This is a genomic window from Bacillus cereus group sp. RP43, from assembly GCF_040459645.1.
Lineage (GTDB): Bacteria > Bacillota > Bacilli > Bacillales > Bacillaceae_G > Bacillus_A > Bacillus_A mycoides_C.
On record NZ_JARVHQ010000001.1, the window covers coordinates 3,381,172 to 3,394,983 of the forward strand.

Below are 13,812 nucleotides of genomic sequence, written 5' to 3' on the forward strand. Positions count from 1 at the left end.
TCCTCCTATGTATTAGCAACTATTACTATCGCATTTTATTATTCTATTTTCTTGCAATTGATTTGAGATGGTTAAAATAGAGAACATTCTCACCGTGATTCATGTACGAACCATCTCTCCTAACTTTTTTCTACAGTACTTACTTATTGTTATAAAACATTTCACACCTTTTCATATGTGCTTAGTATGAATAAAGTTGTATAAATTTTCTATTTCATTGCAATTTCCACATTCATACAGTGAATATATTACATAAAAATATTATTCATTTTAAACTAATTCACGTATAAAAGTATGAAATTTCGTTTTGTTTTCAAGTAAGTTTTGTACTGTAAGGTCATTTAAACACAGCTATTTATATAACGTAAAGAAGTATTTTCATTCCCTTTATTTTCAAGCTCTCATGTCCTTATTCCAAAATAAAATTCGTTTCACTTCCCCGATTAAAATATCCATACATCCCAACAGAAAACACTACTTACTCACAACAAACAAAATTATATTAATATAATTTTCAGTTGAATATGCAATAATGCATAGCGTATACACAAAAAGGATAGCTTCACTTTCGTGAAACTATCCTTAAAAAATCTTCTTACTTTTTCAAATGATATGGAACTGTCGTAATAACAACATTTCTCTTATAGAGTAAATACGCACGTATTAATAAACTTGATTGATTATGAAGAATGTTATGCCAGCCTTTTTTCGGAATAAACTGTGGTATAACGACCGTAACTCGATAATTTGATTCACTCGCTTTATATTGCACTGTATCAATGAACTTAGTGAGCGGCTGAATAATACTTCTATAATGAGAATGCAATGTAACAAGCCTTACTTCAGGTTGCCACTTCTTCCATTTCTCTTCAAATTTCTTTTCCTCTTCTCTGTCAAAAGCAACGTATACAGCGATAACTTGATCTGCAGAAAGAGCCTTCGCATAGTTCAATGAATTTTCTACTACATGAGTCATACCAGCTACAGGAACGACAATTACATTCCCCTCAATCGGAATAAGAGGCTCACAAGTTTTTAAACTTAATTGATCACCCACTGCATCATAATGCTTCTTAATTCGATGGAACAAGAAGATAATAGCAGGTAAGAAAATAAGGATCGACCAAACTTGTGCGAATTTAGTTAAAAAGAACATGCTCATAACGATAAAACTAATGACTGCACCAATTAAATTAACCGTTAATCTTAAAGCCCATCCTTCAGGTTTTTCACGAAGCCATTTTAATACCATACCCGTTTGAGAAAGTGTAAATGGAATAAACACACCTACTGCATATAGCGGAATTAAATGTTCTGTTTGACCTTGGAAAGCTACAATTAAAATAATCGAAGCGATTCCAAGTATAATAATACCGTTTGAGTAACCAAGACGGTCTCCTCTAATCGTAAACATTCTCGGTATGAATTTATCTTTTGCAAGGTTAACTGCTAATAATGGAAATGCAGAATACCCTGTGTTAGCAGCAAGAATTAATATTAAAGCTGTTGTGCCTTGTATGAAATAGTACATGAAATTACGTCCAAATGTTTGTTCAGCAATTTGCGAAACAACAGTTACTTCTTTACTCGGTGTAATTCCGTAATAATAAGCTAAAAATACAATTCCTGAAAATAACACAGCAAGTAATGCGCCCATTGCAAGCAAAGTTTTCGCTGCATTGTTTGGTGCAGGATCTTTAAAGTTTGGAATTGCGTTTGAAATCGCTTCAACACCTGTTAAAGCCGAACTACCTGATGCAAATGCTCTTAACAGTAAAAACAAACTAATTCCCGCAACCGGCGTTCCAATCGGCGTGTGTAAAGTCGGTGAAACGTGACCAGTTAAAATATTGTATATCCCTACACCAATTAATATAAATAGTGCTAAAACAAATAAATAAACAGGATATGCTAAAACGGAAGCTGATTCTGTTACACCTCGTAAATTTAATATGGTTATAAATATAACAAATATAATCGCAATGATTACATTATGTGCATGTAAGCTAGGAAAAGCAGATGTTAACGCATCTGTACCTGCTGATACACTTACTGCAACAGTTAAAATATAGTCAACTAATAAAGACCCTCCAGCTATTAAGCCTGGATTCATCCCTAAGTTTTCTTTTGATACAACATATGCGCCCCCACCATGAGGGTAAGCAAAAATAATTTGACGGTAAGATAAAATAAGAGCTGTCAATAATACTAATACCCCAACAGCTATCGGAATTGAATACCAATACGCAATTGCTCCAAGACCTGCTAAAGCAATTAAAATTTGCTCTGGACCGTAAGCAACCGATGATAAAGCGTCAGAAGACAAAATTGCTAACGCCTTTGTTTTATTAAGCTTTTGTTCGCCTAACTCAGTTGATTTTAACGGTCTTCCAATTAAAAATCTTTTAATAGATGAAACCACTGCTGTCCACTCTCCAATAATTTTGTACGAACTTTTCTGCTTGTTACAGCCAATAAACTATTTCTTCAGAAAACAAAAAACGTCTACAAGCCATCAAGAAATAGACTTGTAGACATTAATTTTTTTGTCGCACAAGCTCCACCTTCCTTCTCAATATAACGCTTACGAGGTTAGCTGTCGGATTCGGGCCTATGAGTAGCCCTACCTTCTTCAAGGATTCACCCCATTGGATTATGTACCAATCCATAAGAACGGGTCCCCCGTACCGTGCGGTTTCAGCGATTTAGAAAATTGAAACTGTGGATTATAATACTCCTTTATTTTCAAAATGTAAACAAAAATTTTTAAAAAGAAAAAATTTAAAATCATTGCGCATAATCCGCCGATAAATATACATAATGAATACTAAAAAACCCTTAAAGGAGACCCGTATGTCTAAAAAGAAGAAACCGCTTTTTTCCGACTCATATTTAGATGCAGTAGCAAATGAAATTAATCAGTTATATGGTAAACGTGAACAGGAAATAAATTTGACAGAAAGAATTAAAAGAAATAAATAATTTGTCATACGCAAATAAAAAAGATAGCAATACACTTATATATTGCTATCTTTTTTATTATTTCATACATCTAATTCTATTACGGATTTGTTAAATGTCATTTCTTCATACACCTTCAAATTTTGATATACCGCTCCTAGTAATGGTGCTTCTAAAGAAAATTGCTCTGCTAAATCCAGTAAGTAACCTTGCAAATGCTCCCCCTCAATAAACGAACCTTTTTCCATATCACGCTGCATCGAGGACTTCATATCATAAGAAATTTTATCAATTGTTTTCATATGTTCCTGGGCAATATCTTCTTTAACTGGAGCTCCTAATGCCCTCATAATTTGTACAGATTCCTCAAATAAATTTCGGATAAATTCACGTCCACCTTCACTTTCACGAATTGGTCCTATCGGTGCACGCATTAATGTTGTAACGCCTGACATGACAGTAATAAATAAATATTTATGCCACATATCTTGCGTAATATTTTCACTTAAAACAAAGCTAGCTTTCGTACCTATAAATGCTTGAATAATACGCTTTATTCTCTCTGAATCTCGAGGCTTAATTTCTCCAAATACAAGTCTGTTGGCAGCACTAGTTTGTACAATTTCTCCTTGGTCGTTTAACGTCGTCTCAATAAAGCATAAACCGCCCATTACTTTTTCCCCGCCGAATTCCTTTTGTAATAGTGTTAAATGAGCGATACCATTTAACAGCGGGATTATTACAGTATTTTCTCCTACGAAAGGCTTCAAATCTACGATCGCCTCATTTAAATGATACGCCTTTGTTGAAAATAAAATCACATCAAATGGAGAATTTCTATCTTCTTTCGTTATCAATTTCGGTTGAAATGAAAAATCTCCATTAACACTACGAATAACAAGTCCTTTTTCCTCTAATTGCTGTTTTCTTTTGCTACGAACGAGAAATGTAACATCTTCTCCCTTTTCTACTAATCGGCCACCAAAAAATCCACCGACGCCACCAGCTCCTAATACTAAAATGCGCATACAACATCCCCTTTTCCTAACACAATTATACTAGTTTTAGTATACATAACATTATACATGTCCCTTGTTAAATTAGCTGAATTTTCATTCTTAATCTATTGCAAAAACAAGGTTATTTTCAAAAAAAATTGGGCATGTTGTTTCTATAGCTTATACGGAAAGGAAACAATGTAAATGGAGGCAATACAAACAATCGAAGAAAAAGATGTAACAACAGCTATATTTCAATTTATATTCCCGTTTTCGTTTAAAACTGGATATGAACAAAATATGTTCCCTTTCTTACAAAGAAATAATTTCCGTCCTTTTCGACTTGATCATCTTGAAGATGAAAATACATATTACGGGAAGTTTCAAGTTTCACATCAAAATATGGAAGCATACTATCTTTCATTTACGAATAAAATTCTTTTTCCTCATTCAGAACATCAAAAGGGACTACAGCGCTATTCTAAAGACCTTAATTTAAATGGATATTTAACAACAAATCTTATTTCCGTTCCATTCAAGATACATTCTATTGATGTAACACTTTGCCCTTATGAGCTTGGCTTCTTAACAATTCGAACAGAAGTCAAAACCGCTCCAAACATGACATTATCAGAAGCCATCGAATTCGCTTCTCGCTTCCGTGTACTTGAAACCAGAAATAATACAACTGAGACCATTTGTATTGAATGTGATGGGAAAAAATATTCACAAGTAGAAAAACTTATATTCGGCGATTTATTTCATGGCTTAACAGACTTCTTTGAGAATAAGAGGTTGCGGAGTTCATACTTTCAAACATTCCCCTTCTTTGAAGACCAACGAATGTATGTACAAACTTTATTATCTATAAACAAAGAGTCAGACCTTCATGTAGTTGATGTATATCGAGCTTCCAGTCTTTCCGGATTAACAGACGATGGTAAGCCGTATATTAGCGCAAATAATGTTCCTTATATTCACGATTATTTAACAAAGCATTCTTATCAAAGATGGGCTCCTAACCGTTATTTTATTATGGAAGAACATATTTTCACATGTATAACAAATGAAGGTGAACGAGAAGTCACTAAACTTGCTAGTCAAATGTACGGGGAATTTTATTACGCTTTATTATTAAATCTATTTCATAAAGTTGTTTTATTAAAGATGGCGAACGCTTATGCTGAGCTAAATATTGAACAAGATACAAATGAAATAGAAAAATTAATTTATTCAATTAATTCGTTTACAGCGAATTATTTTTCTTTAGAATTAGTATCTCAATCACAAAGTGAAGATATTTTCTTCCGCTTAAGAAAACTTTTTAACATTGAAATTTTATACTCGAACGCGAAACAAAATCTTGATAGTTTGTTTAAATATCAAGAAAATGTCGCCTCTAAAAAAGATAGCCTTTTATTATTAATTTTAACTCTCTACTCTGTAGTAGGCCAAATGTTAGGGTTTACTATGATTGACCTTTTAAAAAACACCGATTCAAATCATGTATCTTCACCTCTTGAATATTTTGCTCTTTTAATAGCTAGTAGTGGCATAGTCATTTCACTTATTTTAGGTGTACAAGGTTTATACCAATGGGCTATACAACATAAAAATCGAAAAGCATGGGTAAAACAAACTGTATTATCTGCTGTGAAAGAGAAGGATGGTACAAAGTAAATAAAAAAACAGATGGCAGCACGATGCTACCATCTGTTTTCTATTATGCTTACTTCCCTGCTTCGATTTTTTCTAATGTAGCAGCTACTTGCTCTTCTGTTAATTCGTGTTGCACGATATAACGATTACGTGGGTGTACACGACATTCATGAGAACATGCACGTAAATGTTTTGCTTCACTTTCTTCAGAACATAAAATTTTCTTGTTACATTCAGGGTTTGCACAGTTTACATAGCGCTCACAAGGTTCACCTGTAAAGTGATCTTTACCAACGATAACATGTTCTTTTTGGTTTACTGGTACAGCGATACGCTCATCAAATACGTAACATTGACCATCCCAAAGTTCACCTTGTACTTCTGGATCTTTTCCGTACGTTACAATTCCGCCATGAAGCTGGCTTACATCTTCATAACCTTCACGAACTAACCAACCTGAGAATTTCTCACAACGAATTCCGCCTGTACAGTACGTTAAAATCTTTTTGCCTTCAAGTGTTTCTTTATTTTCTCTAATCCAATCTGGTAATTCACGGAATGATTCAATATCTGGTTTAATCGCACCTTTGAAGTGTCCTAAATCAAATTCATAATCATTTCGTGCATCAATGATAACTGTATCTTCTTGTTTCATTGCCTCATAAAAATCTTTTGGTTCTAAATACTTCCCAGTAATTTCTTTCGGGTTAATGTCGTCTTCTAGACGAAGTGTAACTAACTCTGAACGAGGACGTACGTGCATTTTCTTAAATGCATGTTCATCTGCCTCATCAATTTTAAATACGATTCCAGCAAAACGTGGGTCATTGTTCATCGCTTCCACGTACTTTTCTGTTTGTTCAACAGTTCCAGAACAAGTTCCGTTAATTCCTTCTGTTGCTACAAGAATTCTACCTTTTAATTCAAGTGAATTACAAAACTCTAAATGCTCTGCAGCAAATTCTTCTGGGTTTTCAATTGTTGTGTACATGTAATATAGTAATACTCTATATGGTTTTGTAGTTGCCAATGTATTTCTACCACCTATCTAAATTTTAAAATCATGTATAAGTTAACGTTCATATCAAAACATATATAATAAGAAAATATATACAAAATTGTACTTAGCCTATTTTCTTCTATTTACAATTTTTTCTATAAGTTAACAGAAATAAAAACAAGATTACAGAACAAAACACTACGGTTAGGTTGTAATCCCAATATATTATATATCATACAATTTCATTTCCATCAATTAATATGCTGTAATATAGGCTGTATGTTCACATAAATTTCAAAAACAACCCTATAATTTATTATCTTCTCCCTTATTCAACAACCATAAACTCCCAAAATATTTTTGCATCGTCACACCATTCATTGCACACAGTCATATAATTTGCATTAAGGAAACTTTTATGTTCAAATGAAATTACCACATAATATATCTAAATGTATTGAAATAATGAATAAGAATAAATACAATAATTTCATCAAGTTAAGATTTCAAAGGGGAATACTACTATGAATAAAGATATAACAAAAGATGAACAAGTCCCTTCTCAAAGTACAACAGTTCAATCAGCCCATTTAGCGTTAAGCGGACAAACAAAAGGCTTTAAAAGACTGTTACCATTCTTAGGACCTGCTTTTATCGCATCAGTTGCTTATATTGATCCCGGGAACTTCGCTACAAATATCGCGGCCGGGTCACAATATGGGTATTTATTACTTTGGGTAATACTCGCTTCTAATTTAATGGCTGTATTAATTCAAACTTTATCAGCTAAATTAGGAATCGCTACTGGGAGAAACCTTCCTGAAGTAGCTCGCGAAAACTTCCCAAAACCAGTTTCCATCGGTTTATGGATACAAGGTGAGCTTGTTATTATGGCTACCGATTTAGCTGAATTTATCGGAGCAGCACTCGGATTGTACTTATTATTTGGAATTCCAATGTTACCAGCTGCTTTAATTACAGCGGTTGGATCATTTATTATTCTTGAATTTCAACGCAGAGGCTTCCGTCCATTAGAAGCTATTATTACAGGAATGATTTTTATCGTTGTTATCGCTTTTGGTGTCCAAGTCTTTTATGCAAAACCGGAATTAGGCCCTCTTCTTTCAGGACTATTTACTCCAAAATTCCAAGGTGTGGATAGCATTCTTTTAGCAGCTGGAATTTTAGGTGCGACAGTAATGCCGCACGCGATATATTTACATTCGGCCTTAACGCAGCGCCGCGTAGTCGGAACAAATGATGAACAAAAGAAAAAGATTTTCCGCTTCGAATTCATCGATATTATTATTGCAATGGTTATCGCTGGAGCTATTAACGCAAGTATGCTAATTGTTGCTGCTGCACTATTCTTTAAAAACGGCTTGCACGTTGAAGATCTTGATGTTGCTTTTAACCAATTTAGCAACTTAGTCGGTCCTGCATCCGCTGCTTTATTCGGAATCGGACTCTTATCAGCCGGATTATCTAGCTCTTCTGTCGGTACAATGTCGGGTGATATTATTATGCAAGGATTCATTCGAATGCATATTCCGTTATATTTACGCCGATTTATTACAATGATTCCACCACTGGTTATTATTGCTTTAGGTGTAAATCCAACTTATGCTCTCGTAATGAGCCAAGTCGTCTTATCATTCGGTATTGCTTTTGCATTAGTACCACTCATCATGTTCACAAGTAATAAAAAGATTATGGGCGCACTCGTTAACCATCGTATTACAACATTCATCGCATGGTTAATCGCTGCTCTCGTTATTGTTTTAAATATTTTCTTACTGTATCAAACATTTGTAGGTTAATGAAAAGGGTATTCCGATAAAAATGGAATACCCTTTTTTCATTATGCAATCCATATTAATTCTACAAAGTAGTTTCAACAAACTTCTTGAACGGTTCCTCTTCCTCGATATACGGATAATGGTTACTATACTCAAACGTTGTCAATATTGCATTTGGCATAAGTTCCGCCACTTCAATTGCACATTCATGTGGACACTGTGCATCATAAATTCCAGCGTAAATATGAGCTCCCATATTTACACTCTCTAATTGTGGACGTAAATCAAATGTAGGTAACTCCTTGTAAGAAAAGTAATCAAGACGTTTTGATACTGTTTTACCGCTATTTGGTCTAGTTATCATTTCATCATATGCTGATTCATTATACAAAGACATAATTGGTAAACTATGTTTCTCTCTAATCCTTCTACACAGTTCTATACCATCCATTTGAGGCATCATAATATCAAGAATAGCAAGTTGAATACTGTTATTATTTATTATCTCTAATGCCTCTTTTCCGTTGTCAGCAGTGAAAACAGTAAAACCTTCTCGTATTAAATTCACATTAATAAATTGAATAATATCTTGATCATCATCTACAATTAAAATTGAGTTTTTCTCCATATCTAAACCTCTTTTTGAAATATATTCCACAATCAATTTTAACATAAATTAAAATCATCACTACACCTTGAATAATCTTTATTTTCAGATTAAATTATATAATAACAAATACATTCTAGTTTCATATAAAAAAGGAGCGAAGGCATGTTTCCTATATTAAAAACCGATCGACTCATTTTGCGAGAACTTATTGAAGAAGATGCGCCGGTTATACTACAATGCTTTTCTAACACTGATGTACTGCGCTATTATGGTCAAAAACCATTACAGAATGTTGATCAAGTAAAGCAAATTATTAATAATTTCAAGTTGAGTTACAATGCAAGAAACGGCATAAAATGGGGAATCGAATTAAAAAACAAGAAAGGGCTCATTGGAACAATTGGTTTTCACGATTGGTCTTCTGAACATAAACGAGCCAATATAAGTTATGCCTTTCTCCCTGAACACTGGGGAAAAGGATATGCTACTGAGGCGGTATCTGAAGTTATATCATACGGCTTCCATACAATTCATTTAAAACGAATTGGGGCAATTGTCTTTCTTGAAAATGAAGCTTCAAATAAAGTGCTATCAAAATTAGGATTTGAAAAAGAAGGGTTACTAAAAAATTATATGTATCAAGATGATATTCCATATGACACGAATATTTATTCTTTATTAAAATCGGTTTAATAGAATTTATGTGTAAAAAACCCTTACTTTTAAAAGTAAGGGTTTTTTACAGACTGTGGAGAAAATCTTCTCCACAGCCTATTTTTGTGTCTGAACCTCTTTTCATGTGTCAACAGTGATAAAAAAGAGGAAAAGATCGCGCTCGTTTGTTGAAGATCTTAATTAGTAAATGATAATCTAAAATTTAAATGGGAACTTCGATTAAAGCCCCTCTATGTCCGGCTGTTTAGACATTTCCTAGATAGCTTCGCGTAATGTTTTGGAGAACAATTTTTCCATTCTTACTGTGTTTTTCGAATAACTCTGACAGGAGAAAAACAAAACTTTTATACTCTTCGTCATTTTTTTCCGGAGCATAGGATGCTGATAAATTCCTCCCAAAAAATCCGTCATAATCAAAAAGTAAATCATTTTGATATTTTTTAAACTCATACTTTCCATCCTTAAAAAAGCTGTTAAATACTTCTGGAGTTTCCTCCATTCCCCCGCTAATATACCGTAATTTTTTTGATAACTGACCAGTTTCTCAGTATTTAAATTAAGAAATTGGGCTTTGTTCGTTACTCTAAAAACACGTCCTTTAGCTGAAGATTATTAAATTAAGGATTTTCTTTACAGCGCCAAACTCAAAGTAGTTGTTCGTATAACTTGTTCCCATACCGATCACACACTTTTGTAGAGTAGTAGTAGCAATATGTCCAAGGTTGATAGATTTTTTGCACCAGAACCATTTTTCTTATATTGTTTTAATAATCCTATTAAGCTTTTTGTAAAATTCCCCTTTTGTTTTTACATGATTAAACTGATTCGGATTAATATTAGCTTTTTGTGAGAGTGCTACAATCTCTTCTTTTGTAATTGAATCTTTAGTATTTATAGATGCTATATTTGTATATTTTCCATCTTCTGTTTTTGGAATTTCTAAAATCCCTTTATTTACAAGATCAACTACAGCCTTATGCTCTGAAGAATGTGTATCTACACCAGTAATTTTCCAATTATGCATAACTTTTGGCGTGTATACACCGTTCTTTACCTCTTTTAAATATGTAATAGCAAGGTTACGAATGGTTCCACCTGTTTCTCCGAATGCATTCTCTTGTTTAGATGACCAAGTTTGTTCAAATTTACGTCCCTCTAAAGCTCCCCCTTTTGCCTGAAGAGCCTCCATTCTATACGCATTCATTCCCAGCGTCATAACATCGCTCATTTTGATTGGTTTATTTGTACGAATAGAGCGTAAATTTGTAATTCTACTACCATACGGTTTTGTTAAGTCAATTTCATATTTTACGCCTCCAAAGAAATCGTTCGTACTGTATTTAGACGCACGACGGTTTTTATCAAAGCTAACTGTTACATCTCCGGCACGAGATGAGTTAAAATATCCTGCTGCCCATTCCATATAGTCTTTTAAATCTTTTCCAGTTATCTTATATACTGTAATTTCTCCCAAGGCATATTGGTAATTGTACGCAATATCTTTTTTCTTAATAGGACCTATATCCAAACGGGCATAATCATTATCAATTTGATGGGCTACTACATCTGCTTTGCTGTAGTAAAGCATGACTTCATGAAAGAAATCTGATAAAGGTGTCTCTTGAATCTGCACACTTGGAATACCCTTTATTTCATTTTCAGGAACAAGGTTCCTACCCTTTAATTGAGCGACTACAACATTTGCATCTCCTCTCGCATACTCGTGAAAAGGTGTTAGTGTTTCTTCAAGTGTAGGGTCAGATAATACTGTTGTTCCATCAGCATTTTTTACAGGTATAGCGGTAGCAGTTTTATCTTTTAAAACCAGCTTTCCATCTTGCTTTGTAAAAGTAAGGTCAATACGTGAGATATGTGTTCCATATTTATCTGGTTCTGTAATAATTACGCCATTTACAACTTCTTTTTTTACAAGTTTATGCATATGAGCTGCAAAAATAGCGCTAAGTTCTGGGCAAGCATTCGCAATATCTTGAACCCCAGTACCAGGGATGCCATTCTCATTTTCGAGGCCCATATGCATAACTCCTACCATTACATCTACTTTACCTTCTAATTCTTTAATTGCCTTTTTTGTCTCTTCTACTGGATTTTTCACCACTAAACCATCCAAATGATCTGTCCCTTTTTCAAAATCACTAATCATTGGTGTATTCATGCCAATAATCCCGACTTTAATTCCATCTTTTTCAACAATCGTATATGCAGGAAGAAAACGCTCTCCATTTTCCTTGTAAATATTTCCTGCTAACGTCTTTCCCTTATATTGCTCACTAACTTTTTTCAATGTATCTAATCCAAAGTTGAATTCATGATTTCCAAATGCCCAAGCATCATATCCCATTGCATTCATCGCTACCATCATTGGCGATTGTGGCTTATCATTGAATAATTCTACTGAGTTTCCTTGAATTGTGTCCCCAGCATCTACTAATATGGTATTTGGATTTTCTTGACGTACCTTCTTTATAACCGTATAAAGCTGCGTTAAACTTCCACTCATATTTGCACCATCAAGCGCATAATCCCAAGGCATAAATCTACCATGAATATCTGCAGTACCCAACAATGTAATATTAACATCAGATTCCTCAGCTTTAGAGATAGCTGGTTTGACTGTTACTGCTGTTACAAGAAGCATAAGAATTACAAAATAACATACATAGTTCTTCCATTTCATTTTTTGCATAATAACAATATTTCTCCCCTTTTTGTAATGTCATAAAGTTGCTTGAACTTTTAAAATGTAACTTATTATTTGGAAAACTTCAACTACAAAAAATTATCACTATCCGACTGGAATTATGCCTTCCAACTCAGTAATTTCCTCACTAATTAACTGCTCTATTTTTTTTATAAAATCATCAATTTGATTAAGTTCCGTAAGAATAAACAGATTTGAACGCATCCAATAAGGTTTTGATTGCTTATTGTCAGCTACTACCTCAATACCTACAATTCCTCTTTTGTCATGTAAGAAGAATCTCATAGATAAGAAATGAGTTACATTGTCTATATCCTCACCTGAAACCCATTTAAACTCATGTAGTTTAAAAGTGGAAAGCTTGATTATTCCCTCTTTTAAAACTTCAAGTTCTTCATTGGTGGTATATATATTAATGTTCGCAGTGCCATAAAATCCAGTAAAATCAAAATTCAATTCAAAAAAATCGGTATCTTCCCATATTCTTTTTATTTTCATATTCGGTTCAGGCATTGTGGTCTATCCTCCCATAAATTGCACCTTCCAATTGAGAATATTATAACAAGTTCCCCTTAACAAAACGGTTCCGTTAGATAAGTAAAAAATAATGTATATTCTATATATACGAGGTTTACATAACTCCACTTATCGGTAGCAAGGAAAAAGCAGATTCCTACTCTCATAAAGAATCTACCTCCTTCTCTTTCTATCAATCCATGCAATTTTTTATACATTCCTATCATAGTGTGGGTTCTCGTTTGTTACTGGATTAGCCGAAAAACTCTATAAAATCCTGCATGCTTTTAGCATGGGTTTTTCCAAAATACTGGTGATGGCACACCGCAATATTGCACGTCAGCAATACCAAAAATGGACTTCGCCTTCGGTAGTAAGAATCCCACTGACGTTAGTCAGCTTGCCTTTTTTGGGGTGGGAATGTCAATATATATTCCACCATAATACAAATTCAAAACAATTTAATTAAAAATGAAAAAACTATTTTTCTTTTTTCCATGATATTTGAAATTACCCACCATGTTCTTCCGTTTTAATTTTAACCTTATATGTATCATCCTTAGGTACTTTAATATTATTTTCGCCTTTTCCACTATTAAACTCTAATATTGTATTATCATTTGAATCTACAACATAAGCAGTTATAGTTCCTTGTTTCGTTTTATCGTCAAAAGAAAATATCCAATTCTCACCTTTTTTAACTTTCATATCTTGAGTCGCAGAGCCGGTAATTTTTTTATACTTCCCAGATATACTATCTGAAGCACCATGGACTTTACCACCAACGATAGTTCCCTCTCTTGTAAAACAACCACTAAGAACTACTAAACATAAAACAAATAAAACTGTATTTTTAAAAACTTTCAACATCA

Annotated in this window: 11 protein-coding genes, 1 pseudogene and 1 riboswitch; of the genes and pseudogenes, 4 read left to right on the forward strand and 8 right to left on the reverse strand. The window is 33.6% G+C overall.

What is annotated here, in order from left to right; translation table 11 throughout:
- Positions 1 to 595: 595 nt before the first annotated feature.
- On the reverse strand, positions 596 to 2,422 hold the full coding sequence (locus QCI75_RS17675) for an APC family permease (RefSeq protein WP_000254866.1): 1,827 nt from the start codon (positions 2,420 to 2,422) through the stop codon (positions 596 to 598).
- 144 nt (positions 2,423 to 2,566) lie between these two features.
- Positions 2,567 to 2,713: riboswitch (cyclic di-AMP (ydaO/yuaA leader) on the reverse strand.
- Positions 2,714 to 2,853: 140 nt separating this feature from the next.
- On the opposite strand from QCI75_RS17675, the gene QCI75_RS17680 reads away from it, so the two are divergent.
- Positions 2,854 to 2,982 carry a hypothetical protein gene (locus tag QCI75_RS17680; protein WP_000038255.1) on the forward strand — a complete coding sequence of 43 codons (129 nt, stop codon included), beginning with the start codon at positions 2,854 to 2,856 and terminating at the stop codon, positions 2,980 to 2,982.
- A gap of 62 nt (positions 2,983 to 3,044) precedes the next feature.
- Here QCI75_RS17680 and panE read toward each other — a convergent pair whose 3' ends face one another.
- Positions 3,045 to 3,989 (reverse strand): 2-dehydropantoate 2-reductase, encoded by a 945-nt coding sequence (gene panE / locus QCI75_RS17685; RefSeq protein WP_353760914.1) that lies wholly within the window; start codon positions 3,987 to 3,989, stop codon positions 3,045 to 3,047.
- 174 nt (positions 3,990 to 4,163) lie between these two features.
- Between panE and QCI75_RS17690 the strand changes: the two genes are divergently transcribed.
- Positions 4,164 to 5,639 (forward strand): hypothetical protein, encoded by a 1,476-nt coding sequence (locus QCI75_RS17690; RefSeq protein WP_353760915.1) that lies wholly within the window; start codon positions 4,164 to 4,166, stop codon positions 5,637 to 5,639.
- Positions 5,640 to 5,688: 49 nt separating this feature from the next.
- Here the strand turns inward: QCI75_RS17690 and trhO are convergent, their stop codons facing one another.
- A complete protein-coding gene (gene trhO / locus QCI75_RS17695) occupies positions 5,689 to 6,648 on the reverse strand; it encodes an oxygen-dependent tRNA uridine(34) hydroxylase TrhO (RefSeq protein WP_199671737.1) in 960 nt (319 codons plus the stop codon).
- A 494-nt stretch (positions 6,649 to 7,142) separates the two neighbouring features.
- Between trhO and QCI75_RS17700 the strand changes: the two genes are divergently transcribed.
- Entirely contained in the window at positions 7,143 to 8,438 is a 1,296-nt protein-coding gene (locus QCI75_RS17700) for an Nramp family divalent metal transporter (protein WP_144506248.1), read from the forward strand.
- A gap of 61 nt (positions 8,439 to 8,499) precedes the next feature.
- Here QCI75_RS17700 and QCI75_RS17705 read toward each other — a convergent pair whose 3' ends face one another.
- On the reverse strand, positions 8,500 to 9,045 hold the full coding sequence (locus QCI75_RS17705) for a response regulator (RefSeq protein ID WP_353760916.1): 546 nt from the start codon (positions 9,043 to 9,045) through the stop codon (positions 8,500 to 8,502).
- A 144-nt stretch (positions 9,046 to 9,189) separates the two neighbouring features.
- Between QCI75_RS17705 and QCI75_RS17710 the strand changes: the two genes are divergently transcribed.
- Positions 9,190 to 9,720 carry a GNAT family N-acetyltransferase gene (locus tag QCI75_RS17710; RefSeq protein ID WP_353760917.1) on the forward strand — a complete coding sequence of 177 codons (531 nt, stop codon included), beginning with the start codon at positions 9,190 to 9,192 and terminating at the stop codon, positions 9,718 to 9,720.
- A gap of 226 nt (positions 9,721 to 9,946) precedes the next feature.
- On the opposite strand, the pseudogene QCI75_RS17715 reads toward QCI75_RS17710, so the two are convergent.
- The 4 genes and pseudogenes from QCI75_RS17715 to QCI75_RS17730 form a co-directional block, all read right to left on the reverse strand.
- Positions 9,947 to 10,210 (reverse strand): annotated as a pseudogene (locus QCI75_RS17715) (class I SAM-dependent methyltransferase); the annotation flags it as partial.
- 246 nt (positions 10,211 to 10,456) lie between these two features.
- On the reverse strand, positions 10,457 to 12,409 hold the full coding sequence (locus QCI75_RS17720) for a bifunctional metallophosphatase/5'-nucleotidase (protein WP_353760918.1): 1,953 nt from the start codon (positions 12,407 to 12,409) through the stop codon (positions 10,457 to 10,459).
- Between the two features lie 99 nt (positions 12,410 to 12,508).
- Entirely contained in the window at positions 12,509 to 12,937 is a 429-nt protein-coding gene (locus QCI75_RS17725) for a hypothetical protein (RefSeq protein ID WP_353760919.1), read from the reverse strand.
- A 513-nt stretch (positions 12,938 to 13,450) separates the two neighbouring features.
- On the reverse strand, positions 13,451 to 13,810 hold the full coding sequence (locus tag QCI75_RS17730; RefSeq protein WP_353760920.1) for a hypothetical protein: 360 nt from the start codon (positions 13,808 to 13,810) through the stop codon (positions 13,451 to 13,453).
- Between the last annotated feature and the right edge of the window lie 2 nt (positions 13,811 to 13,812).

Bases quoted from the DNA above. Each gene is read 5' to 3' on its own strand.
- QCI75_RS17705 (WP_353760916.1), bottom strand. From the start codon at position 9,045: ATGGAGAAAAACTCAATTTTAATTGTAGATGATGATCAAGATATTATT.
- QCI75_RS17690 (WP_353760915.1), top strand. From the start codon at position 4,164: ATGGAGGCAATACAAACAATCGAAGAAAAAGATGTAACAACAGCTATA.
- QCI75_RS17720 (WP_353760918.1), bottom strand. From the start codon at position 12,409: ATGCAAAAAATGAAATGGAAGAACTATGTATGTTATTTTGTAATTCTT.
- QCI75_RS17700 (WP_144506248.1), top strand. From the start codon at position 7,143: ATGAATAAAGATATAACAAAAGATGAACAAGTCCCTTCTCAAAGTACA.
- QCI75_RS17725 (WP_353760919.1), bottom strand. From the start codon at position 12,937: ATGCCTGAACCGAATATGAAAATAAAAAGAATATGGGAAGATACCGAT.
- panE (WP_353760914.1), bottom strand. From the start codon at position 3,989: ATGCGCATTTTAGTATTAGGAGCTGGTGGCGTCGGTGGATTTTTTGGT.
- QCI75_RS17730 (WP_353760920.1), bottom strand. From the start codon at position 13,810: ATGTTGAAAGTTTTTAAAAATACAGTTTTATTTGTTTTATGTTTAGTA.
- QCI75_RS17710 (WP_353760917.1), top strand. From the start codon at position 9,190: ATGTTTCCTATATTAAAAACCGATCGACTCATTTTGCGAGAACTTATT.
- QCI75_RS17680 (WP_000038255.1), top strand. From the start codon at position 2,854: ATGTCTAAAAAGAAGAAACCGCTTTTTTCCGACTCATATTTAGATGCA.